Origin of the sequence: Streptomyces venezuelae, assembly GCF_008642355.1 — a bacterium.
Taxonomy (GTDB): Bacteria; Actinomycetota; Actinomycetes; order Streptomycetales; family Streptomycetaceae; genus Streptomyces; species Streptomyces venezuelae_B.
In genome coordinates this window covers 826717-849977 of the sequence record NZ_CP029193.1, presented here as the reverse complement: position 1 = coordinate 849977, position 23261 = coordinate 826717, and the positions used below count along the sequence as shown (strand labels likewise).

Here is a 23261-nt window from a genome sequence, read left to right as displayed (position 1 = left end):
CGGGGAGGGTGCAGGTGGGCGGTATAAGTCCGTTTTTGTCTGATGAATTACGTAGAGGTCAACTGTCGCCTTCTTCATGGTCACCTGCGCCGTGATGCTCCATCCTCCAGGTCACCCCCCTCGTGGACCGAGAGCATGCGCGAGTCGAGCGGCAGCCGCAACCCGCCCCGGGCGATGTCCGCCGCCATGCGCAGTGCGCCGTCGAGCGGGTCGCCTGCCGCGGGAACCGGCCGCGCGTGCGGCAGTTGCTCGGCGAGTTCGGCGAGCAGGGGCGCGAGCAGGGGGTCGCCCAGGTTGAACAGGCCGCCGGTGAAGGCGACTTCGCAGGTGTCCGCGACGGGGCAGACGGCGGCCGCGGACTCGGCGATGTGCCGGGCCGCGGCCCGCAGGATGCCCTCCGCCACCGGGTCGTCCGACGCGCATTCCGCGACGACGGGTGCGAAGGATGCGAGGACGGCGGGCCGGTCGGTGCGCGGATAGAGCTGCCCCGGGAGCTCGGCCAGGGGCCCGAACACCGCTTCGGCACGTTCGAGCAGCGCCCGTGAGGCGCCGCGCCTGCCGTCGTGCGCCCGCATGGCCGCTTCGAGCCCGGCGCGGCCGATCCACGCGCCGCCGCCGCAGTCACCGAGGAGATGCCCCCAGCCGTCGGCGCGGCGCCAAGCGGTCAGGTCCGTGCCGATCGCGATCATTCCGGTGCCCGCGGCGACGACGGCGCCGGGACGGTCACCGAGCGCTCCCGCGTAGGCGGTGACCGCGTCGGCGGCCAGTGCCGTGCGCCGAACGCCCAGCGCGCGGCCGAGCGCCGCGGGGAGTTCGGCGCGGAGGTCGTCACCGAGGGTCGCCATGCCCGCGGCACCGACGGCGACGGCCGCGATCCGGCCGCCGCCCGCCTGCTCCAGCAATTCCCGCGCCATGGGCAGCAGTTGCGCCACGAAGTGCCCGGCGTCGATGCCGCGCGCACCGGTGCGCACCGGCTCCGCGGAACGCACGGGCTCGGGGCGGCGCATGTCCCGCGGCACGTGCAGGGCGGCCCGCAGACCCGAACCGCCCGAATCGACGCCGAGCACGCACTCCGGCCCGTGCCCGCCGGACTGCTGGGGTGTCACGGCAGCCGCCAGTCCACAGGATCCGCCCCCTGCTGGACCAGCAGGTCGTTGGCCCGGCTGAAGGGCCGCGACCCGAAGAAGCCGCGGTCCGCCGACATGGGGGAGGGGTGCGCGGACTCCACCGACGGCAACTGCCCGAGCAGCGGCCGCAGGTTGCGCGCGTCGCGGCCCCACAGGATGGACACCAGCGGCTTGCCGCGCGCCGCGAGCGCCCGTATGGCCTGCTCCGTGACCTCCTCCCACCCCTTGCCCCGGTGCGCGGCGGGCTTGCGCGGTGCGGTGGTGAGCGCCCTGTTGAGCAGCAGGACGCCTTGTCGCGTCCAGGGCGTGAGGTCGCCGTTGGTCGGCGCGGGCAGGCCCAGGTCGCTGTTCATCTCGCGGTAGATGTTGATGAGGCTGCCGGGCAGCGGCCGCACATCGGGCGCGACCGAGAACGACAGGCCCACCGCGTGACCTGGGGTGGGGTAGGGGTCCTGGCCGACGATCAGGACGCGGACGTCGTCGAAGGGCTGCTGGAAGGCGCGCAGGACGTTCGCCCCCGACGGGAGATAGGTGCGTCCCGCGGCGATCTCCGCGCGCAGGAAGTCCCCCATCGAGGCGATCCGTCCGGCCACCGGTTCCAGGGCCTCGGCCCAGCCGGTCTCGACGATTTCATGCAAGGGTCGTGGTGCCACGGCGTCACCCTACTGCCGTAACGGCCGGGGTGATCAACCGATGGCCGCGGCCCGCACGCACAGCACGTCCGGCAGGTGCGAGGCGAGTTGCCGCCAGGTGTCGCCGTCGTCCGCCGACGCGAACACCTCCCCGTTGCGATTGCCGAAGTAGATGCCCGCCGGGTCGCAGTCGTCGCTGCACATGGCGTCGCGCAGCACCGTGCCGTAGTGGTCCTCGTCCGGCAGGCCGGCGCTCAGCGGCTCCCATGTCTCGCCCGCGTCGGTGGTGCGGTAGACGCGACAGCGGTGGTCGGCGGGGACGCGGTCGCTGTCGGCGGTGATGGGGAAGACGTACGCCGTGCCACCGCGGTGGGGGTGCGCGACCACCGAGAAACCGAAGTCGGACGGCAGCCCGCCGCCGATGTCGGTCCAGTGCGCGCCCGCGTCGTCGCTGCGGTACACACCCCAGTGGTTCTGCAGGTACAGGCGGTCCGGGTCGGCCGCGTCCCGCGCCACCTTGTGCACGCACTGCCCGAACTCGGGGTTCGGATCGGGCAGGAACACCGCCGAGACACCGTCGTTCGAAGGGGCCCAGCTGGCGCCGCCGTCCTCGGTGCGGAACACGCCGGCGGTGGACACGGCGACGGTCACCGCGCGCGGATCGCGGGCGTCGGTCAGCACGGTGTGCAGGCCCTCCCCGCCGCCGCCCGGCACCCACTTGGAGCGGGTGGGATGCTCCCACAGGGGGCGTACGAGGGAGAAGGACTCGCCGCGGTCCTCCGAGCGGTACAGCGCGGCGGGCTCCGTGCCCGCGTACACGACGTCCGGCTCGGCGGCCGCCGGGTGCAGCTGCCACACCCGCTCCAGCGAGGCCCCGGTCTCCTTGGGGAACTTCACGGCGGGCTTCGACGGTTCCGTCCACGTCCGCCCGAGGTCGTCGGAGTGGAAGACGGAAGGCCCCCAGTGCGCGCTGTCACCGCCGACGAGCAGGCGTGGGGAGGGGCCGCGGGGGTCGATGGCCACCGAATAGACGGCCTGCGCGTTGAAGTACGGGCTGTCGTCGAACTCCCAGGCACCTCCTCGCCTGCGGCCGATGAAGAGGCCCTTGCGTGTGCCTACGGTCAGAAGTACATCGGCCATCGTGGCCACCTCCGCGACGTCGTTGTCTCAGGTATCCGTCAGTCTGCACCCCACCACTGACAGTCACCCTGCGGCGCGACATTCCCGCAGGTCACCCCCCGTGTCCTAGCCCTTCGCGCCCGGCCCCCAGCTCCCGGGCCACCTCCGCGACCGCAGCGGGCCCCACCCGGCAGCAGCCGCCGATCAGCCGCGCCCCGGCCGCCCGCCACCCCGCGACCTGCCCGGCCGCGAACCGGGTGGGCCCCCGCCAGGACCGGGCGGCCGCGTCCCACGTCTCCCCGCTGTTCGGATAGACGACCACGGGTTTCCCGGTGACCCGCGCGGCGAGCGCCACCGCCGCCTCCGCGTCCCCCGGGTCGCAGCAGTTGACGCCGACCGCGATCACGTCGTCCGCGTCGGCGGCGAGCGCGAAGGCCTCCTCCAGGGGCTGTCCCGCGCGCGTGCGTGTGCCCGCGATGCTGTACGACAGCCAGGCGGGCACCCCGAGGCCGCGCACCGCCCGCAGCAGGGCCCGCGCCTCATCGGTGTCGGGCACGGTCTCCAGAGCGAGGACATCGGGTCCGGCCTCGGCGAGGGTCTCCAGGCGGGGCCGGTGGAACCGCTCCAGCTCGTCCACGGAGAGCCCGTACCGCCCCCGGTACTCCGAGCCGTCGGCGAGCATCGCTCCGTAGGGCCCGGCGGACGCGGCCACCCACACCTCACGCCCGGCGGCCGATCCGGCGCGCCGGGCCAGGTCGACGCTCGAGGTCAGGAGTTCGCGGGTGCGCCCGGCGCCGATGCCGTGCCGTGCGAACCCCTCGTACGTCGCCTGGTAGCTCGCGGTGATCGCGACCTCGGCGCCCGCCTCGTAGTACGCGCGGTGGGCGCCCTCGATCGCGGCGGGCTCGTCGGCGAGGAGCCGCGCGGACCACAGGGCGTCGCTCAGGTCGTGCCCGGCGGCCTCCAACTGGTTGGAGAGGCCGCCGTCGAGCACGAGGGGGCGCTGGGCAAGGGCTTCGACGAGTCTCACACCGTCGACGCTAGCCGAGGCGAGGCGAGCGGGAAGTGGCAGGCCACCCGGTGTCCCGTGCCGTTCGGCGTGCTGACCGGTGGTTCCGTCGTGGCGCACACGTCCTGCGCGAGGGGGCAGCGGGTACGGAAACGGCAGCCCGACGGGGGCTTCGCGGCGGACGGCGTCTCGCCCTCCAGCGGGATGCGCTCCGGGCCCGACCCGGCGGCCGCCGGGTCGGGCAGGTTGACCGTGTCCAGGAGCCCGCGCGTATAGGGGTGCAGCGGATGCGCGTACACCTGCTCGGCCGGGCCCGACTCCACGAGCTTGCCCAGGTACATGACTCCGACGGTGTCCGCCAGATGGCGTACGACCGCGAGGTCGTGCGAGATGAACAGATAGGTGAGACCGCGTTCGCGCTGCAGCTCCCGCATCAGGTTGAGGATCTGCGCCTGCACGGACACGTCGAGAGCGGAGACCGGCTCGTCGGCGACGACCAGATCGGGCGAGAGCGTCAACGCCCGCGCGAGGCCCAGGCGTTGGCGCTGCCCGCCGGAGAACTCGTGGGGGTAGCGGCGCACGGCGCCGCGCGGCAGCCCGACGGCGTCGAGGAGCTCGGCGACGAGGCTCTCCTGCTCGGCGCGGCTGCCCACGCCCTGGATGACGAGCGGTTCGCGCAGGATGTCGCCGACCCGCATGCGCGGGTCCATCGCGGCGGTGGAGTCCTGGAACATCAACTGGACGCGGCGCCGGTGCGCGCGCCGCTCTGCCCGCGACATCCGCGCCGGGTCGGAGCCCTCGAAGCGCACCGCGCCACTGGTCGGCTCCTCCAGGCCCGCGACGATCCGCCCGAGCGTCGTCTTGCCGCAGCCGGACTCGCCGACCATGCCGAACGTCTCGCCCTTGCGGATCGTCAGCGACACCCCGCCGACCGCGCTCACGGTTCCCCGGCTGCGCGCGAACGCGCCGCCCTTGAGAGGGAACTCCTTGACGAGCGCGTCGAGTTCGAGGAGTACGCCACCGGGGGCACCGGTGGCCGGGACGGTCGCCGGGGCCACGGTCTCGTCCTCGGTGGCGGCTTCGGTCGGCACGGGGTGGAAGCACGCGAACCGGTGGCGTGCGCCCAGCGGTTCGTCGTCTGCGAGCGGTGGTTCCGTCGAACGGCACTCGTCCGTCGCGAAGGTGCAGCGCGGCGCGAAGCGGCAGCCCGTGGGGCGCGTCGCGAGGTTCGGCGGGAGCCCGGGGATGGTGTGCAGCGCCGTGCCGCTGCCGGCCGCCCGCTCGGGGAGCGCGGCGAACAGCGCCTCGGTGTAGCGGTGGCGCGGTCGGGCGAACAGGCTGCGGACGTCGGCCTGTTCGGCGACCTTGCCCGCGTACATCACCGCGACCCGGTCCACCCGGTTGGCGATGACGCCCAGGTCGTGGGTGACCAGGATCATGGCCATGCCGAGCCGGGCGCGCAGGTCGTCGACGAGCTCCAGGATCTGGTGCTGCGTCGTCACGTCGAGGGCTGTCGTCGGCTCGTCCGCGATCAGCAGTTTCGGCTCGCACACCAGCGCCATGGCGATGGCGACGCGCTGTCGCATGCCTCCGGACAGCTGGTGCGGGTAGGCCTTCATGCGCTCGGCGGGCTGCGGCATGCCGACGAGCCGCAGCATCTCCCGGGCGCGCGCCCACGCCTCCTTCCTGCCGATGCCGGGGCGGTGCAGGAGCAGCGGCTCCGCCACCTGCGCGCCGATGGTCATCGTCGGGTTGAGGGAGGTCAGCGGGTCCTGGAAGACCATGCCGATGGTGTTGCCGCGGACGTCCTGGAGGACGGGCGCCGGAGCCGCGGCGAGGTCCCGTCCGTCGAACAGGACGCGGCCTCCGGTGATCTCGCCACCGGGCGGCAGCAGGCCGAGCACGCTGAGCGCGGTCATCGTCTTGCCGCAGCCGGACTCGCCGACGATGCCCAGGGCCTCGCCGGGGGCGAGGGACAGGGACACGCCGTCGAGGGCGTGGACGGTGCGGTCGCGCGAGGCGATGTCGACGCGCAGCTCCTCGATGGAGAGGAGGGGATCGGTCGCCGTGGTGCGCTGGGGGTCGGTCATCTTCGGGGCACTCCCTCTTACTTCCGCAGCCGTACTTCGAATGCGTCACGCAGCCCGTCGCCGATGAAGTTGAACGCGGCGACGACCAGCACGATCGCGATGCCCGGCGGGAAGATCAGCCACCAGTAGCCGTTCTGGGTGTAGGTGATGCCGGCCGACAGCATCGATCCCCAGTCGGCCGAGGGCGGTGGAATGCTCAGGCCGAGGAAAGCCAGGTAGCTGACGTAGAGGATGGCGTCGGCGATCTGGAACGTGCAGTTGACGATGACCGTGCCGACGGCGTTCGGCACGATGTGCCGGAAGACGGCGCGCGTGCCGCCGCCGCCCATCATGCGCATCGCCTGCACGTACTCGCGGTTGCGCAGCGACAGGGCCTCGCCGCGCACCAGGCGGGCGGGGGACAGCCATGCGACGCCCGCGATGATCATGATGAGGACGCCCTTGCTCGGCGTGATGATGGCGGCCACCACGACGAGCAGGAACATGGCGGGGATGGCGAGCGCGGCGTCCGTGACCCGCATCATCGCCGCGTCGACCCAGCCGCCGAAGTAGCCGCTGACCGCGCCGTAGACGGTGCCGAAGAGCGTGGCGAGGAGGCCGGCCGCCAGGCCGATCTCCAGGGACGTCTGTCCGGCGACCATCAGGCGGCCGACCATGTCGTAGCCGAGGTCGGTGGTGCCGAGGAGGTGGCCCGAGCCGCCGGGCGGCCGGTTGGCCTGCGACAGGTCGGTGTGGACCTGCTCGGTGTCGTGGACCAGCGGGCCGAGGTAGCTGAACGCGAGCAGCAGGAGCAGCACCACCACGCCCGTCAGGGCGAGCTTGTTGCCGGTGAAGACCCGCAGTGTGCGGCGGGCCAGCGACGGCGTGGCCCGCGCGGCGTCCTCGTGGCCCGGGGCGGTGACAGGGGTGACCGTGGTACTCATGCCAGGCTCCGTATCCGGGGGTCGAGGACGGCGTACAGGACGTCGGTGAGCAGTGAGCCGACGACGGTGGCGACACCGACGACGAGCGTCACGCCGAGCAGGACGGGGAAGTCGGAGCCCTGCGCCGCGTTCCAGAACAGCAGCCCCATGCCGGGGTAGTTGAACATCGACTCGACGACGAGGGCGCCGCTGAACAGCGTCGGCAGATACAGGCCGAGGAGCGTCGCGAGGGGGATCAGCGCGTTGCGCAGGACGTGCCTGACCATGATCCGGCGGTCCGACTGGCCCTTGGCCATCGCCGTACGGACGTAGTCCTCGGTGAGGTTGTCGAGCACCGCCGAGCGCATGTAGCGGCTGAACATCGCGATGATGCCGAAGGCCATGGTGACCACCGGCAGGACGAGGCCCGTGAAGTCGCCGAGGAGTGCGCCGATCGTCTCGCCCTGCGGTGCCTCCGCCGGGAAGACGGGCATGACCTGCGCGAACAGGATGATCATGATGAGGCCGAGGAAGAACACCGGCGTCGCGTACAGCAGGAAGGCGAGGCCCGTCAGCGCGTAGTCCGACGCCTTGCCGCGCCGCACGGCCTGCAGCAGACCGAGCGGGACGGCGATGACGACCGCGAGGACGGTGGACAGGACGGTGAGGAGCAGCGTCTTCGGCAGGCGCTGCTTCAACAGGTCGAGGACGGGCGAGTTGAGTTTGAACGACTCGCCGAGGTCGCCCATGAGCAGCCGCTTCACGTACATCGCGTACTGCATCGGCAGTGAACGGTCGTACCCCTGCTGGTGGTTGAAGTGCTCGATCTGCTGCGGTGTGCCCTTCGGGCCGAGGATGGCGCGGGCGGGGCCGCCCGGCAGCATGTGCAGGAGCACGAAGACGATGACGGACACGAGGAAGAGGACGACGATCGCCTGGAGCAGACGCTTGACCAGAAAGCCGGTGAAGCCGGTCACTTCTCGGCCCCCTTCTTCTTGACGTAGTACCAGTGCTGGGGCGCGAAGGTGACGGTCGGGTTCTGCGAGACGCCGCGCAGGTCGTTGCGGATCACCGACACCTGGTACGCGGGGTTCGGCATCCACATCACGGGCAGCTGCTCGGCGAGGTACTCCCCGTACTCGTGCACGGCCTGCATGTCGGGGGAGTACTGCACGGCCCGGATGATGCGGTCCGCCTTCTTGTCGCTGTAGTTGCCGAAGTTGGCGGACGCGCCCGTGGAGAAGAGCTGCTCGCCGCTGGGGTTGAGCGGGTAGTACCAGCTGCCGGCCGTCCCGAAGAACGACATGTCCCAGTCGCAGCCCGGGTCCTTCGCCGTGCACGGGACGGAGTTGCCGAGCACCGAGTTCAGCGGCTGCTGTCGCACGGTCAGTTCGATGCCGCCCTTGGAGAGCGACGACTTGAGCTCCTGCATCATGTTCGTCGTCTCGGTGGACCCGGACTGGGAGAGCAGGGTGAGTTCGAGGGGCGTGTTCTTCGCGATGCCCTTGCCGCACTCGTCGGGGCCCGTCCCCGGGCGTACGCAGCGCGCCGTGCCGTCCTCCGTGCGCCAGCCGTGCCGCTTCAGCAGCGCCTTGGCCTTGTCTACGGAGAACGGGTACCGGTTCTTCTCCATCTTCTCGGACAGGTACTGGCTCTTCGGCGTGACCGGCACCGGGCCGAGCGTCGGCGTCGCGCTGCCCTGCCAGACGACGTCGCTCATCGCCTTCTGGTCGACGAGGTGCTGCATGGCCTGCCGGATGTACAGCTGGCCCATCATCGGGCCGCCGCGCGTGGAGTTGAAGTTGTAGACGATGTACGTCGCCGCCCAGCCCTCCCACGGATCGACCCGGTACCCCTTGTCCTCGAACTTCTCCTTCTGCGCCATCACCGAGGGCGGGATGTAGCCGTAGTCGACGCCACCCGAACGCAGCACGTTGTACTCGGAGTCCGCCGTCGTGAACGGTTTGAACACCACCTTGTCCAGGCGCGGGCGCTCCGACGCCGGGCCGGTGAACCTCTCGTTCGGCACGATCGTGACCTGCCCGCTGTCACGCCATTCCGCCAGCCTCCAGGGCCCGTTGACCGTCTTCCAGAGCGGGTCCGAACCGTACGAGCCGAGACTCTTCGCGTGTTTCGTCAGGCGCGCGAAGACGGCCTTGGCGCCCTCGCGGGTGCGGTCCCAGTCGCCGATCCTGCCGCCGTCGGTCTTCGCGTCCCAGGCGTGCCGGGGGAGCGCACGCAGCAGGACCAGCTGGTTGGCGGAGAACCAGTCGGGGTTGTAGGCGCGGGTCAGGTGCAGCCGTACGGTGTGGTCGTCGAGCGTCTCGAACCGCTTGACGTTGTCGGGCATCGTGCCGACCGAATAGCTGCCCCAGTCCGCCTTGTTGGCCCTGACCAGGTTGAACCAGAACTCCAGGTCGCGTGCGGTGACCGGCTTGCCGTCGGACCACTCGACGCCTTCGCGCAGCGGCACGGTCACGGTCTTGTTGCCGTCGCTGTACTTCGGCGCCAGGCCCAGCGTGCCGGGGCCGTGTGTCGTCAGCTCGCCCTCCGCCTCGTCCTGCACCGCGTCGTACACCGGCGTGAACAGCAGCGAATTGATCCCGTAGTTGTACGAGGCGCCGTAGCCCGGCGCACCGATCGGGAAGATCCAGTTGGGCGTCGCCGACGGCGGCAGCGCCATCGTCGCGGTACCGCCCTCGACCGGGATGCCGCCGGTGGGGCCCATGTCGATATGGCCGCCCTCGCGGGTGCAGCCCGTGAGGGCGGCCGCCAGGACGAGCAGCGTGGCCGCCGCGGACCTGAGTGAGCGCATGGCGATGGGCCTCCAGGGGGGACGGGGCCGGCCCGTGCCGGAGTACGACGGGGCGGCGCCCGAACGCTAGGCCGACCCCGAAAAACAAGTCAATAGGTTCATTCGGCAAGAAGTGAAAAGGCGGGAACGTCTGGCCAACTTGCTTCGACTCGCCCTAGTGTTCGTCCCGTTGTCGAACAAACGCGTCGAAGCAATGGGTATGCAACTGGGGGCGGCCGTATGACCGGAACACCACTCGGCGAGCCGGGCTCGGGGCAGCACATCCTGCACCTGGTCTCGTCGGGGGCGGCCACGTCCCGCGCCGATCTCGTACGCGAAATGGGACTCGCCCCCTCCACGGTCTCCCTGCGCGTGCAGGAGCTCGTCGACGCGGGCCTGCTCACCGAGTCCGGCGAGGGCGCGTCACGCGGCGGCCGCAGGCCCCGGCTCCTGCGGGTGGCCGCGCAGGGCGGCGTCGCCCTCGCCGCGGACCTCGGCAGCCACCACGCGCGGCTCGGCGCGGTCGACCTCGGCGGCACGGTCAGCGACGCCGTCGACCTGCCGCACGACATCACCGCGGGCCCCGACACCGCCGTCGACTGGCTCTGCGAACAGGCCGACGCGCTCGTCGCCCGGCAGCGCACCGAGGGCCGCACGGTACGCGCGTTCGGCGTCGCCTTCCCCGGGCCCGTACAACCCGGCACCGGACGCGTCCTCAGCCCGTCCCGCATGCCCGGCTGGCACCGCTACCCCCTGCGCGAGGTACTCGCGGAGCGCCTCGGCATCCCCGTCACCGTCGACAACGACGCCACGATGATGGCCGTCGGCGAGCACCGCGCGGCCCGGCCGGAACTGGAGCACCTCGTCGTCGTCAAGGCGGGCCGCGGCATCGGCAGCGGCGTCATCTCCGCGGGCCGCCCGCACGACGGCGCCAACGGCAGCGCGGGCGACATCAGCCACGTCCGCGTCGACGCCGCCGGCGACCGCCCGTGCAGCTGCGGCAACATCGGCTGCCTGGAGACCGTCGCCAGCGGCGCCGCCCTCATCCGCGAACTCGCCCGGCAGGGTGTCGAGGTGTCCGACACCGGCGACCTGCTGCGGCTCGTCGCGGACGGCGACCCCCAGGCCACCACCCTCGTCCGCACCGCCGGACGGCACATCGGCACGGTCCTGTCCGTCGTCGTCAACTTCTTCAACCCGCAGGCCGTGGCACTCGGCGGCGTACTCGCCACCGCGGAACCCCTGGTCGCGGCCGTACGCGGCGTCCTCTACGAACGCTGCCTGCCCCTCGCCACGGCCGACCTGGAGATCACCACCACGGTGACGGGTGTCGACGCGGGCCTGCTCGGCGCGGGCCTCACGGCGCTGAGCAAGCACCTCCCGACCGCGCCCGGCCCCACCCCCGCCCCGCAGGAAGAGAGCGCACCCGCATGACCACCCCCGCACACCCCCGCCGCCTGCGCATCGGCATCGGCGGCATCGGCATCGAGTCGTCCACGTTCTGCCCGCACCGCTCCACGGTCGACGACTTCCGCCGGACGCGCGGCCAGGACCTCCTCGACCGCTACACCTGGACGCAGGCGGACTCCGACCTCGCCGACACCGTGGAGTGGGTGCCCCTGCTGCACGCCACCTCGCTGCCCGGCGGCCCCGTGGAAGCGGAGTCGTACCTGATCCTCAAGGACGAACTCGTCACCCGCATACGCGAGGCAGGCCCCCTCGACGGTCTGGTCCACGACATCCACGGCGCCATGAGCGTCATCGGCCTCACCGACGCGGAGGCCGACCTCACCGAAGCGGTGCGCGCCGTCCTCGACTCCGTGGGCACCCCCGACGGCACCGGCCGCCCGATGATCTCGGCCGCCATGGACCTGCACGGCAACGTCTCACGCCGCTTCGCCGAACCCGTCGACCTCCTCACCGCCCACCGCCTCGCCCCACACGAGGACGCCTGGGAGACCCGCGAACGCGCGGCCCGCAACCTCGTCCGGTGCCTGCGGGAGGGCGTGCGCCCGCACCGCGCATGGGTCCAGGTCCCCGTCCTCCTCCCGGGTGAGAAGACCAGCACCCGCCTGGAGCCCGCCAAGTCCCTCTACGCCTCCCTCGCCGAGATCGAGAAGCTCCCCGGCATCCTCGACGCCGCACTGTGGGTCGGCTACGCCTGGGCCGACGAACCGCGCTGCCGGGCCGCCGTCGTCGTCACCGGCGAGGACGCCGGCCTCGCCGTCTCCGAGGCGGAGAAGCTGGCCCGCCGCTACTGGGACGCGCGCCGCGACTTCGTCTTCGTCGGCCCGACGGGCTCCGCCGAGGAATGCATCGCCGAGGCGGTGGCGTCGGACGCGCGGCCCTTCCTGATCAGCGACTCGGGCGACAACCCGACGGCGGGCGGCGCGGGCGACCTCGCGTACATGCTGGTCAGGCTCCTCGACGACGACGCCATCCGCTCCGGCCGGGTCACCGCGGTCCACCCCGGCATCACCGACCCGGTGGCCGTCGCCCGGTGCTTCGAGGCGGGCATCGGCGCGGAGGTCACGCTGAGCGTCGGCGGCAAGGTCGACGCGCACCACGGCGGCCCCTGCGACCTCACCGGCACCGTCGTCGCGCTGCAGCGCGCCGCCGACCGGAAGGACCGGGCGGAGGGCGGTGCCTACGACCGCGGCGTCGACATGGCGGCCGTCCGCCACGGCGGCCTCACCGTCATCCTCGTCGAGCGCCGCAAGCCGTTCCACACGCTCGCCGACTTCATGGGCCCCGCGGAGGGCGGCCTCGGCATCGACCCCCGCACGTACGACCTCGTCGTCGTGAAGATCGGCTACCTCGAACCCGAACTCCACGACATGGCCGCCGACTGGCTCCTCGCCCTCACCCCGGGAGGCGTCGACCAGGACCTGCCGCGGCTCGGCCACCACCGGGTGGAGCGCCCGCTGTACCCGTTCGACGAGGACGCGTACGACGATGAGGAACCCGACCTGACACCGACCCGACTCGCCCCGCTCGCCCCGCTCTCTCCGTGCGAAGGGGGTTCAGCTGCGAGAACGGGTCTGCGAGGGTGATCCCTTCGAGACGCCCGCAGCGCAGAGGAGCCCCCGTGAAGCGTGCCGCCACCCTGTCCGCCCTGGTCTGCCTGCTGGCCGTCACCGCCGCCGCGCCCGCGGCGCCGGAAACCGCCCCGCGGCCGGGCCGGCACCACGGGACCAAGGCGACCCTCCTCGACTCCATCCCGAAGAGGGGCGTACTGAAGGTCTGCACGACCGGTGACTACGCCCCGTTCACGAAACGGGACACGGCCGACGGCACGTACACCGGCGTGGACATCGACATGGCCCGTGACCTGGCGAAAAGCCTCGACGCGAAGCCGAAGTTCGTGGTGACGACCTGGGCGAACCTGACGAAAGACGTGGCATCGAGGCGCTGCGACATCGGTGTCGGCGGCGTCTCGATCACCTTGCCGCGCGCCCGGCAGGTCTACTTCAGCGAACCGACGCGCGAGGACGGCAAGACGCCCATCGTGCGCTGCGCCGACAAGGACAGGTTCGGGACGGGTGCCCTCGCGGACATCGACAAGCCGGGCACGACCGTGATCGTCAACCCCGGCGGCACGAACGAACAGTTCGCACGCGCCCACATCAAGAAGGCGACGATCAAGCTGCACCCGGAGAACACCACGATCTTCCAGGAGATCATCGACGGCCGCGCGGACGTGATGATGACGGACGCGAGCGAGACGCTCTACCAGTCGAGGATCCACCCCGAACTGTGCGCCCTCCACCCCGAGAAGCCCTTCACCTTCTCCGAGAAGGCGTACGCGACGCCGCGCGGCGACGACGAGTTCCAGGAGTACGTCGACCAGTTCGTGCACCTCGCGACGCACGACGGGACGTATGCGAAGTACGAGGCGGAGTGGATGAAGTGAGCCCTGGCGGCGGCATCCGCTCTCTGTGCGGGCGGGTAGGGGCGGTGGGGCGGGCGCCGCCGTTTGGAAACGACGGCGCGGGAAACCCGGACGGCATGACCGTCCACAAGAACACCGTGCTCGTACTGGACTGTTCCGAGCCCGAGCGGCTCGCCGAGTTCTACGCCGGACTGCTGGGCGCAGAGGTGCAGTTGAGCAAGGACCCCGACTACGTCGAGGTCACGAACGACAGTGGGGTCTGCCTGGCCGTCCACCGGGAGCGGGACTACATCCCGCCGAGCTGGCCCCGTCCCGAGGACTCGCAGCAGGCACACCTGCGGATCATGGTCGCCCGCCACGACATGGACGAGGCGGAGCGCGAGGCGGTCGGTCTCGGTGCGCGGCCCATCGACACGAAGGACAACAACGGCCCCCGGGACACCCGGACCTACTCGGACCCGGCAGGGCACTCCTTCACCCTGGCGGCCATCCCCGAGTGAGCCGGACGGTCCGGTGAGCCGGACGTGCCGCGCCCGGCACCACACGACCGCCGGACCGAGAATCTGTCCGGCGGTCACGGCTCGGTCCACCGGCACAGCAGCCGCACGAAGCCGATCAGCGTGAGCGACCACAGGCCCGCGAAGGCCCAGACCATGCCGGCGCTCGACGTGGTGAGGCCGATGAACAGGAGCGTGCCGGACAGCACGGCGAAGAGGGCCACGGTGAGCGGGTGCGGCCTGTTCGCGAGGGCCCTGCGTGTGCGGGGCCCGAGCCGCAGGAGCCAGAGGCGGAGCGTGAGCTGCCGGTCCCGGCGCAGGACCGACTCCATCTCGTCGAGGATGCGCTGCTCGCGCTCCGGAAGTCGACCTGTCGACATCGTCGCCCCTCTTGCGCAGTCGTCCGTTCTCAGGTCCAGGTGCCCACTATGACCCATCGTGAACGAGATGCGTGAGGTCAGACGGAGCGGTGGTACTGGTCCGGCACGTGTACCTCCGCGCCGAGTTCGCGCGCCGCGCGCCGCGCCCACGAGGGGTCGCGGAGCAGTTCGCGGCCCAGCAGCACGGCGTCCGCCTCGCCGTTGGCGAGGATCTTCTCGGCCTGCTCGATGTCGGTTATCAGGCCGACCGCGGCGACCGGCAGCTCCGTCTCGGCCTTCACCCGCGCGGCGAAGGGGACTTGATAGCCGGGCCCGACGGGAATGCGGACGCCCGCCGCGTTGCCGCCCGTGGACACGTCGAGCAGGTCGACGCCGTGCTCCTTGAGGTCGGCGGCGAAACGGACCGTGTCGTCCGTGGTCCAGCCGCCCTCCTCCAGCCAGTCGGTGGCGGAGATGCGGAAGAACAGCGGCTTGTCCTCGGGCCACACGGCCCGTACGGCGTCGACGACTTCGAGGGCGAAGCGCGTGCGGTTCTCGTACGAGCCGCCGTACGCGTCGGTGCGCTTGTTGCTGTGCGGGGAGAGGAACTCGCCGACCAGGTAGCCGTGGGCGCCGTGGATCTCGGCGATCTCGAAGCCGGCGTCGAGGGAACGCCGGGCGGCGTCGGCGAACTGCCCCACGATCTCGCGGATCCGCTCGACGGTGAGCTCGGTCGGCACGGGGTGCCGCTCGTCGAAGGCGACCGGGCTGGGCGCGACCGGCTGCCACCCGTGCTCGTCCGCGCCCACCGGGGCGCCGCCCTTCCACGGGCGGTCGGTGGACGCCTTGCGGCCCGCGTGGCCGAGCTGGATCGCGGGGACGGTGCCCTGGCTCTTCAGGAAGTCCGTGATGCGGCGGAACGCGACGACCTGGGTGTCGTTCCAGATGCCCAGGTCATACGGGCTGATGCGGCCGTCGGCGCTGACCGCGGTGGCCTCGACGACGATCAGGCCGGTGCCGCCGGTGGCACGCGCGGCGTAGTGCGCGAAGTGCCAGTCACGCGGAGCGCCGGCCTCGGGGCCCTCGGGGACCGCGGAGTACTGGCACATCGGAGGCATCCAGACCCGGTTCGGGATGGTCAGGGATCGCAGGGTGTACGGCTCGAACAGCGCGCTCACGGCGGGCTCCATTCCTCATGGGTTCCTCGGGGGTGATGTGCTACTCGTACGATAGACCTCGTAGTACGGCAGATGTCAAACTACGATGACTCTCGTACAATGAGTCGACATACGCCAAGGACGAAGTGGAGCCGCCATGACGACCGCCGCCGCGACCGGCAGCGCGAGCAGCAGGACGCTCGCCCACCCCGAGCCCGGGGACGTCCGCCTGGAGAACGTGCTGCACGCACTCGCCGACCCGATGCGGATGCGCGTCGTGCGGGAGCTGGCCCGGGAGGAGGGTGCGGCGGGCCTCTCCTGTTCGTACTTCGCGCTGCCCGTCACCAAGTCGACGTGCACGCACCACTTCCGGGTGCTGCGCGAGAGCGGCGTCATCCGGCAGATCTACCGCGGCACGACCAAACTCAACGTGCTGCGCCGCGACGACCTGGACGCGCTCTTCCCCGGCCTCCTCGACAGCGTCCTGGACGCGGCGACCCGCCAGGACACCCGCCTCGGAGGCTCACCGACCGCGTCCTAGCCCTCGTCGGGCAGCAGCACCCCGCGGAACTCGTCCACCAGCCGGTTCCTGGCGTCGCGCAGCGCGTGCACGGACGGATTCAGCCTGGACTGGAAGGACTCCTCCGTGATCGGCAGCGTGCCCGCACGCAATGCGGTGAGGAAGGGGCGCAGTTCCACCTCGAACCGGTCGCACCGGTCGACCACGTCCAGCGCGGCCGCCGCGATGACCGGCGTCCCCAGGAACGACACGGTCCCCGAGCAGGCCCCGGCGAGCTCGCCCACCGCGCGCAGAGCCGCCTCCTCCTGCTCGGGCGTCGGCAGTTCGCCCCGGCAGACGGCCGCGTAGAGGGGATAGAGGCGCACGCCGATCGCCGAGTACGCCGTGCACACCTGGTCGTACGTTCGCGTACGTTCCTGACGCACCCACAGCGCATGGGACTCCGCCGCCGCGATCGTCGCCCCGAGCCGCGTGCCCTCCGTCGCCGCCCGCCCTCCCAGCCAGGCGCCCAGCACCGCCCCGACGAGCCCCGCACCTCCGGCGACCACCGCCGCCACCCCCTCGTCCATGGCGTCAGTGTGACTCGCCGCGCGCCGGGACGGCAGGGGTGCGGCAGGCCCTCGCGCGCGGGAGGCCGTCGCGCGCAGGAGGTCATCAGGCGCGCCCCTATGGGCACCCCGGTCTGCCCGGCCGACTCCTGACGCCCGCCGCCGGCCCGCCTAGCGTCGTGGGGTGAGCCTTTGGACCTCCCTCGAACCCGCCTCCGTGACCGTCGACCCCGGCAGCACCACCACGGTGCAGCTGCGGGTGCGCAACACCGGTGACATCGTCGACGCGTACCGGTTCGACCCGGTCGGCGACCTCGCGTCCTGGACCACCGTGGAACCGCCCGTGCTGCGGCTGTATCCGGGGACGACCGGCACGGTGCAGCTGACCTTCGCACCGCCGCGCACACCGGACGCGAGAGCCGGCGCGCATCCGTACGCGGTGCGCATCACCCCGACGGAGAACGCGGGCGCCGTCGTCGTCACCGAGGGGACCGTCACCGTCAACCCGTTCACCGAGGTGCGCGCCGAGCTGGTGCCGCCGACGGTGAAGGGATGGTTCCGTGGCCGCCCGCAACTGGCGGTGGACAACGCCGGCAACACCACCGTCACCGCGTCGCTCGGCGGCAACGACACCGGCGACACGCTGTCGTACGACATCCAGCCAGGCAACGTACAGATCGAGCCGGGCCGTGCGGCGTTCGTGAAGGCGACGCTGCGGCCCCGGCAGATCATCTGGTTCGGCTCGAAGCAGGAGCAGCCCTACTCGTTGGGCGTGCGCCGCTCCGGCACCGAACCGCTGAACGTCGACGGCACGTTCGTGCAGCGCGGCATCCTGCCGGGCTGGCTGGCCGGCACACTCGGCCTGGTCCTGGCCGTGACCATCGCGTTCGTGACGATCTGGCTGACGTACCGTCCGGAGATGCGGACCGTGGCGAAGGAGAAGCCGCAGGAGTCCGGCGCGATCGCCCCGGCCAGCCCGTCCCCGCCGGCCGAGAAGGCGCCGCCGCCCAAGGAGGACGAGGAGACCGAGCCTCCCGCGGAGTCCGACAAGGGCGGCGCGCAGGAGCCCGAGGGCGACGGAGGAGGCGGCGAGGAGGAGGCGCCCGACGAGAGGACGGCCGCCGACGCGGTGAACGAACTCGGGGAGGGCCGCCACATCTGCTATCGCGCCTATGTGGGCGATGCCTGGCAGGAGCCCGTGTGCGACGGCGCGGAGGCGGGCGCGCCCGGACAGGACACGCCCATCAAGTCGCTCAACATCGCCGTGTCCGGCACGCAGGGCGTCACCGGCACCGGCGCCTTCGTCGGCGAGGGCTGGCGCGAGGGCATCCCGTGGTCGGACGCGGAGGACGGCGAGGACATGTTCTTCGGCAGCACAGAGAGCGCCGACCCCGCCTTGCAGGGCTTCACCTACAAGGTCAACGACGGGTCGGTGTGCAGCGACCCCTTCGTGACGGGCAGGGACTGGATGGGCGAGGTCTGCACCGACCCCGGCCAGTGGAAGTACCACGGGAGCCCGATGGAGCTGAACCAGTCGCTCGAAGGGGTCCGGTTCACCGTCTGAATTCCCACCGGGACCCCGTGACGTCCAAGCACCTCTCAGATGTAGCCCTCACGCAGGGCGTAGGCCACCACGTGCGCGCGGTTGCGCAGGTGCAGGCGCGTGGTGAGGCCGTGCATGACGTTCTTGACGGTGCGTTCGGAGTACGCCAGCTTCTGTGCGATCTCCGAGGTGTCGAACCCCTCGGCCACCAGGCGCACCACGTCCACCTCGCGCTTGGTGAAGCTCAGGATGAACCCCGGCTGATCGGGGCCGCCCTGGTGGAGGCGCCGTACCTGGCCGATGAGCTGGCCGAGCAGGTCCGTGGGCAGGTCGCCGCCGCCCCGGGCGGTCGTCAGGACCGCCTGCGCGAGCCGGTGCGCGGTGGCCTCGCGGCGCCAGACGATGGCTCCGACACCGCATTCGATGACGTCCAGGAGCTCGTGCTCGCGGACCGCTCCGGTGACGAGCACGGCTCGGGCGCCCTCGCCGCGGACGGCGCGCCGCAGCCGGGTGAGCGCCGCCTCGTCGAGGGTGTCCTCGACGAACAGGGTGACCGAGGCGGACGCGGCGTCGCCGCAGACCTCGACGTCGGGGTGGCGGCGCAGTTGGCTGACGACGCCCTCGCGGCTGATGGGGTCGGGGGCGGTGACGGACACGCGGACCCGCCGGTCCTTGGGCACCGGGAGTACGGCGGGTGTGGTGGCGGCGGCGGGGGCGACGGGCGACGGGGTGGCCACGAGGGCCGGGGACGGGCTGGGCACGGGAACTTCCTCATTTCGAGCGGCTGGAGACACCCCGGCCGGGCCGAGGAGCGGCGCCGCCGGCTCGGAGGGGAACCGGCGACGCCCGGAGGTGACGTTCAGGAACCGGTGGTCAGGAGCACGACGTGAAGAAGTGCTTCCAGCCGTCGCCGGGCATGGAGGGCGGCTCGGCCGGGGTGCCCCACGCGCCGTACTTCTCCTCGTGTTCCTGGTTGTAGGCGCCCGGACCGCTGTTCGCCTTCGAGAGGCGTACGTTGCGCTCCCACACGCCGTCACCGGCGTTGCCGAGGATCGCGAGGTCCGGGTACGCGTCGTGGCCGTAGTCGGCGATCCGGAGCTCCTTGGCCTCACTGGCGTCGCCGATGTCCAGGTGGCGGGTGCGCGTGGAGGACAGGCCGGCGCGCTTGAGCGGTCCGGGCCGGTAGTCGGCGACGCGGGCCGTCGCGGGGTCGTCGACGCCGGACGGCTCGACGATGTTGACGACCAGGTCCAGCTTGCCGTCGCCCTGGAAGTCGGCGACCGCCGCGGTCGCGACCTCGCCCCGCTTCACGCCGACCAGCTTGCCGACGTTCTGCTTCGTGCCGAACGTGCCGTCGGCGGCCCCCCATTGGACCGTCGTCTTCGTGCCGTCGAGCCCCGGGTTCGCGATCTTGTCCGGGCGGCCGTCGCCGTCGAGGTCGCCGAGCAGGGTCGTGGCGTCGGAAAGGCAGGGGGCCGCCGCGGCCCGTGTGGTCTTGCCGGCGGACCGGCCCGTTTCGTCCTGGCCCGACGTCCCTGCCGCGTTGGCCTGGTAACCGGCCACGGTGAGGGTCAGGGCGACCGCCGCGACCGGGGCGGCGATCAGACGTGAACGCTTGCGAAGCATGTACGAACTCCCATGTCGTTGCTGCGAGATCCGTGCTCCAGAAGCCGGGAGAGGTCTCCCGGCGAACACGGTCCAACCCTGCGGGGTCACTCGTCCCGGCCGCCAGGAATGCCGGACAGTTGGGGACGCTGGAACGCCGAACACGTCCCTGAGCTGCGCGAACGCGGGCTGCCTGGAACGGGCGACTGGGACGCGGCCGACCGCAGGGGGCAGCCGCGGGACGTTGGAAGGGGGACGGGAGAGGCACACGGGACACCCGAAAGCCTGCCCCTGCGGGCTGCCCCTTCGGGCGGTTGTGCGGTTGCGCGGCGGGCTCGGATGGCCAGGGGGTTGGGACGGCGGGCGGGTGCGGGTGGCAGGTGGGCTCGTACGGCGGGCGGGCTCGTACGGCAGCGGGTACGGATGGCAGCCGGGGTCGTACGGCAGGTGGGCTGGAATGGCGGGCGGGCTCGTCCGGCAGCGAGTACGGGTGGCAGCTGGCTCGTACGGCAGGTGGGCTGGGATGGCAAGCGGACTCGGACGGCAGACGGGTGCACACGGCAAGCGGGCTCGTACGGCAGATGGGCGCGGTACTGCCAGCGGGCTCGGACGGCAGGTCCGCCCGGACGGCAGCCGCCGAAGCCGACGTCGCCGTCCGTCCCCTCGTACACCGTGCGACGCTCGGCCCCGTGCGGAGCGGTCACGTGTGGCCGGTCAACCCCCTCCCCTCGCCCCGAGCCGCCGCCGCCCGCAGCCCCTCCCAGTCCGGGATCTTGGCGATCGTGCGGCCGAGGGAGCGGCCCAGTTCTGCCTCCGCGCTTTCGATGGCAAGCCAGCCCGGCCACTCCACGGGGCGCAGTCCGGCCGCCCGCAGCCCCGCCAGGGGGTCTTCCGGGATCTTCCTCCGCACGAGAGCGGGGGCGTCGTCCAGCAGGGACAGCACCGTCTCCTTGGAGCAGGGGCGGTTCGTGCCGATGACGCCGGTCGGACCGCGTTTGATCCAGCCCGCCACGTACTCGCCGGGCGCCGCCGCCCCGTCGCGCAGCACCCGCCCCGCCGCGTGCGGCACCGTGCCCCGCCCCGCGTCGAACGGCAGGCCCTCGATGGGCACTCCGCGGTAGCCCACCGAACGCAGCACCAGCTGCGCCGGAATGTCCTCGTACCGTCCCGACCCCGTCACGCCGCCCGAGCCGTCCGGCAGGGTCCGCTCGAAGCGGGTCCCTGCGACGTGCCCCGTCGGACCGGCCGTCAGCGACACCGGGCGCAGGAAGAAGCGCAGCCTGATCCGGCGGGCCAGGCCCCGCTCGGGACGCTCGGCCCAGCCGCGCAGCACCTCCACGTTGCGGCGGCTCGCCGGGGGCAGCCCCGACGGGTCGGCGAACGCGGGGTCGAGCGCCAGCTCCGCCGGGTCCACCAGGACCTCCGTGTCCGGCAGCGCACCGAGCTCCCGCAGCTCCTTGGTGGTGAATCGCGCCTGCGAAGGACCGCGCCGGCCCACCATCGACACCTCGCGCACCCGGCTGCCCGCGAGCACCCCGAGCGCCGCGTCCGGCATGTCCGTGGGGAGCAGTTCGGCGGCGCCGCGCACCAGCATGCGGGCGACGTCCACCGCGACGTTGCCGACCCCGACGACGACGGCGGACTCCACGTCCCGCACGAACCCGTCCTGCGCGGACACGTCCGCCAACGCGTCCGGATGCGCGCTGTACCAGGAGACGAACTCGGTCGCCGAGAAGCTGCCCGGCAGGTCCTCGCCGGGCACCCCGAGCCTGCGGTCCGCCGCCGCGCCGACGCAGTAGACGACCGCGTGGTAGAGGCCGAGGAGCCGGGCCGGGGGGAGCGCGCCGGGGCCGATCTCGACGGAGCCGAGGAAGCGTACGCGCTCGTGCTCGAGGACCGTGCGCAGGTTGTTCTGGAGGGACTTGATCTTCTCGTGGTCCGGCGCGACCCCGTACCGCACCAGGCCGTACGGGCAGGGGAGACGGTCGAGCACGTCCACCCGCACGTCCGGCACCCGGTCCTGCTGGACCAGGGACTGCGCGGCGTACACCCCGCTGGGACCCGAACCGACGACGGCGACCTGCAGCACGGCGGTGCTCCTTCCGCGAGACGAGCCCGGGACGCTCTCAGGATCGCACCGGGGGAGCGCGATGTCAGGGGTCCGCGTCCGCCGGTGCGGGCGGCCGTGCGTCCGTCTGTGCGAGTCGCCGTGCGTGCCGTTCGCGGGAGGCCGCGACGGCGCGGATAGCGTGCGCGTGTGCGGAACAGATCATTGGCTGATGTTTCTGATCACTATCGACCGAATGTCGCTGTACCGGAGGGAGAGGCCGGGCCGGGGGCGTCGGCGGACCGGGTGCCCGGCCCTTCGTTCCGCGTCCGGCTGACGTTCAGCGACGGCGCCGACGTCGACGTGACCGCCGTCGTGTCGCACGGCCGCGTCACCATCGAGGACCTGCACGCCCAGCCGCCGCTCTCACCGGACGACTTCGCCGCGCTGGTCGACTGGATCGAGCGGCCCCTGGCGGACGACGCACCGCGGGCCGTCGAGCCGGGCCGCCGCGCCCGCCCCGCGTGGCCGCGCGGTCACGCGGGACGCAGGATCGTCGCCGAGGCGTACCGCACCGCGCAGGGGCAGGGCCGCGACCCCGTGCTCGCCGTGATGGGTGCGACCGGACACGGCCGCCGCAAGGCCCTCAGACTCATCGCGGGAGCACGCGACGCGGGCCTCCTGACGCCCCGCCACCACCGCCGTTGAAAGGTCCGCCGACGCGGACTCGGCCGGCTTCGGCGCCCGCCGCCTCAGTCCATCTCCCGCATCCGCCCGATCTCGCTGGACTGCTGCGCCACCACGTCGTTCGCCATCTCCTCGACCTGGATGTTGTTGCCCTCGGAGAGCACGTCCGCGGCCATCGTGACCGCCCCGCTGTGATGCGTGATCATCAGTTTCAGGAAGAGCTCGTCGAACGCCTTGCCCTTCGCGGCGCGTAGCTGCTTCAACTGCGCCGCGTCGGCCATGCCCGGCATGGTGGCGTGGTCGTGCCCGGCGTGCTCGCGCGGGCCGCCGTGCTTTTTCAGCCAGCCCTTCATCGCGCCGATCTCCGGCCGCTGTGCGGCGGCGATGCGCGACGCGAGCCGCTTGACGCGCTTCGACTCCGCCCGTTTCGGCGCGAGATCGGTCATTTCCAGGGCCTGGCCGTGGTGGACGATCATCATCTGCGTGTAGGTGAAGTCGGCCGAGTTGGGGGAGTCGTCCTCGGATCTCTGCCGCGCGGCGTCCTTCGCGGACATCGTCGCCGCGGTCTCGCCCGGCTTGCCCGGCGCGATCACCGAAGGCCCGGCCGCGGCCTCGGGCCCGGCGCCCGGCCCGCTCCCGCCGCCCCCCTCGGAGTCACAGCCCCCGAGCGTGAGAACGGCTGCCGCCAGGAACGCGGCGACGGCGGATGTACGACGGTTGAGCACAAAGACCT

The 23261-nt window shown here is 72.1% G+C and carries 22 protein-coding genes; 7 read left to right on the top strand and 15 right to left on the bottom strand.

Annotation, left to right across the window (positions count from 1 at the left end):
- Nucleotides 1–80 precede the first annotated feature (80 nt).
- The 8 genes from DEJ47_RS03710 to DEJ47_RS03675 form a co-directional block, all read right to left on the bottom strand.
- A complete protein-coding gene (locus tag DEJ47_RS03710; RefSeq protein ID WP_150164882.1) occupies nt 81–1106 on the bottom strand; it encodes an N-acetylglucosamine kinase in 1026 nt (341 codons plus the stop codon).
- A complete protein-coding gene (locus DEJ47_RS03705; protein ID WP_150164880.1) occupies nt 1103–1780 on the bottom strand; it encodes a uracil-DNA glycosylase in 678 nt (225 codons plus the stop codon). The genes DEJ47_RS03710 and DEJ47_RS03705 overlap by 4 nt, the downstream gene beginning before the upstream one ends.
- A gap of 33 nt (nt 1781–1813) precedes the next feature.
- Nucleotides 1814–2899 carry a WD40/YVTN/BNR-like repeat-containing protein gene (locus DEJ47_RS03700; protein ID WP_150164878.1) on the bottom strand — a complete coding sequence of 362 codons (1086 nt, stop codon included), beginning with the start codon at nt 2897–2899 and terminating at the stop codon, nt 1814–1816.
- A 91-nt stretch (nt 2900–2990) separates the two neighbouring features.
- Nucleotides 2991–3908, bottom strand: coding sequence for a homocysteine S-methyltransferase (gene mmuM, locus DEJ47_RS03695; protein ID WP_150164876.1), 918 nt, complete (start codon nt 3906–3908; stop codon nt 2991–2993).
- Nucleotides 3905–5977: an ABC transporter ATP-binding protein gene (locus DEJ47_RS03690; protein WP_150164874.1), complete on the bottom strand. Its 2073-nt coding sequence runs from the start codon at nt 5975–5977 to the stop codon at nt 3905–3907. Before DEJ47_RS03690 ends, mmuM begins: the two co-directional genes overlap by 4 nt.
- Before the next feature lie 17 nt (nt 5978–5994).
- Nucleotides 5995–6900, bottom strand: coding sequence for an ABC transporter permease (locus tag DEJ47_RS03685; protein ID WP_202456861.1), 906 nt, complete (start codon nt 6898–6900; stop codon nt 5995–5997).
- Entirely contained in the window at nt 6897–7856 is a 960-nt protein-coding gene (locus DEJ47_RS03680) for an ABC transporter permease (RefSeq protein WP_150164872.1), read from the bottom strand. The genes DEJ47_RS03685 and DEJ47_RS03680 overlap by 4 nt, the downstream gene beginning before the upstream one ends.
- A complete protein-coding gene (locus DEJ47_RS03675; protein ID WP_150164870.1) occupies nt 7853–9694 on the bottom strand; it encodes a peptide ABC transporter substrate-binding protein in 1842 nt (613 codons plus the stop codon). The genes DEJ47_RS03680 and DEJ47_RS03675 overlap by 4 nt, the downstream gene beginning before the upstream one ends.
- Nucleotides 9695–9913: 219 nt before the next feature.
- On the opposite strand from DEJ47_RS03675, the gene DEJ47_RS03670 reads away from it, so the two are divergent.
- The 4 genes from DEJ47_RS03670 to DEJ47_RS03655 all read left to right on the top strand — a co-directional run bounded on the left by DEJ47_RS03670 (nt 9914) and on the right by DEJ47_RS03655 (nt 14065).
- Complete coding sequence (locus tag DEJ47_RS03670) at nt 9914–11107, top strand: ROK family transcriptional regulator (RefSeq protein ID WP_150164868.1); 1194 nt, start codon at nt 9914–9916, stop codon at nt 11105–11107.
- Nucleotides 11104–12726, top strand: a complete 1623-nt coding sequence (locus DEJ47_RS03665; RefSeq protein WP_150164866.1) for a M81 family metallopeptidase — start codon at nt 11104–11106, stop codon at nt 12724–12726. Before DEJ47_RS03670 ends, DEJ47_RS03665 begins: the two co-directional genes overlap by 4 nt.
- 35 nt (nt 12727–12761) lie before the next feature.
- Nucleotides 12762–13586: a transporter substrate-binding domain-containing protein gene (locus tag DEJ47_RS03660; RefSeq protein ID WP_150164864.1), complete on the top strand. Its 825-nt coding sequence runs from the start codon at nt 12762–12764 to the stop codon at nt 13584–13586.
- A gap of 95 nt (nt 13587–13681) precedes the next feature.
- The gene (locus DEJ47_RS03655) at nt 13682–14065 is read left to right on the top strand and encodes a VOC family protein (protein ID WP_150164862.1); all 384 of its coding nucleotides are present in this window, start codon (nt 13682–13684) and stop codon (nt 14063–14065) included.
- Between the two features lie 74 nt (nt 14066–14139).
- Here DEJ47_RS03655 and DEJ47_RS03650 read toward each other — a convergent pair whose 3' ends face one another.
- Both DEJ47_RS03650 and DEJ47_RS03645 read right to left on the bottom strand, forming a co-directional pair.
- Nucleotides 14140–14442, bottom strand: coding sequence for a DUF3040 domain-containing protein (locus DEJ47_RS03650; RefSeq protein WP_150164860.1), 303 nt, complete (start codon nt 14440–14442; stop codon nt 14140–14142).
- Nucleotides 14443–14519: 77 nt separating this feature from the next.
- Nucleotides 14520–15599 carry an NADH:flavin oxidoreductase/NADH oxidase gene (locus DEJ47_RS03645; RefSeq protein ID WP_150164858.1) on the bottom strand — a complete coding sequence of 360 codons (1080 nt, stop codon included), beginning with the start codon at nt 15597–15599 and terminating at the stop codon, nt 14520–14522.
- A 136-nt stretch (nt 15600–15735) separates the two neighbouring features.
- On the opposite strand from DEJ47_RS03645, the gene DEJ47_RS03640 reads away from it, so the two are divergent.
- Complete coding sequence (locus DEJ47_RS03640; protein ID WP_150164856.1) at nt 15736–16119, top strand: ArsR/SmtB family transcription factor; 384 nt, start codon at nt 15736–15738, stop codon at nt 16117–16119.
- On the opposite strand, the gene DEJ47_RS03635 is transcribed toward DEJ47_RS03640, so the two are convergent.
- Entirely contained in the window at nt 16116–16667 is a 552-nt protein-coding gene (locus DEJ47_RS03635) for a hypothetical protein (RefSeq protein ID WP_150164854.1), read from the bottom strand. The genes DEJ47_RS03640 and DEJ47_RS03635 overlap by 4 nt on opposite strands.
- Nucleotides 16668–16830: 163 nt before the next feature.
- Between DEJ47_RS03635 and DEJ47_RS03630 the strand changes: the two genes are divergently transcribed.
- A complete protein-coding gene (locus DEJ47_RS03630; protein WP_150164852.1) occupies nt 16831–18210 on the top strand; it encodes a hydrolase in 1380 nt (459 codons plus the stop codon).
- A 35-nt stretch (nt 18211–18245) separates the two neighbouring features.
- On the opposite strand, the gene DEJ47_RS03625 is transcribed toward DEJ47_RS03630, so the two are convergent.
- The 3 genes from DEJ47_RS03625 to DEJ47_RS03615 form a co-directional block, all read right to left on the bottom strand.
- Nucleotides 18246–18869, bottom strand: a complete 624-nt coding sequence (locus DEJ47_RS03625) for a helix-turn-helix transcriptional regulator (protein ID WP_150175415.1) — start codon at nt 18867–18869, stop codon at nt 18246–18248.
- 193 nt (nt 18870–19062) lie between these two features.
- The gene (locus DEJ47_RS03620; RefSeq protein WP_150164850.1) at nt 19063–19815 is read right to left on the bottom strand and encodes an FG-GAP repeat domain-containing protein; all 753 of its coding nucleotides are present in this window, start codon (nt 19813–19815) and stop codon (nt 19063–19065) included.
- Nucleotides 19816–20494: 679 nt separating this feature from the next.
- Nucleotides 20495–21883, bottom strand: a complete 1389-nt coding sequence (locus tag DEJ47_RS03615; protein WP_150164848.1) for an FAD-dependent oxidoreductase — start codon at nt 21881–21883, stop codon at nt 20495–20497.
- A gap of 264 nt (nt 21884–22147) precedes the next feature.
- Between DEJ47_RS03615 and DEJ47_RS03610 the strand changes: the two genes are divergently transcribed.
- The gene (locus DEJ47_RS03610) at nt 22148–22549 is read left to right on the top strand and encodes a DUF6214 family protein (protein WP_150164846.1); all 402 of its coding nucleotides are present in this window, start codon (nt 22148–22150) and stop codon (nt 22547–22549) included.
- A 44-nt stretch (nt 22550–22593) separates the two neighbouring features.
- On the opposite strand, the gene DEJ47_RS03605 is transcribed toward DEJ47_RS03610, so the two are convergent.
- On the bottom strand, nt 22594–23253 hold the full coding sequence (locus tag DEJ47_RS03605) for a DUF305 domain-containing protein (protein ID WP_150164844.1): 660 nt from the start codon (nt 23251–23253) through the stop codon (nt 22594–22596).
- Nucleotides 23254–23261 lie beyond the last annotated feature (8 nt).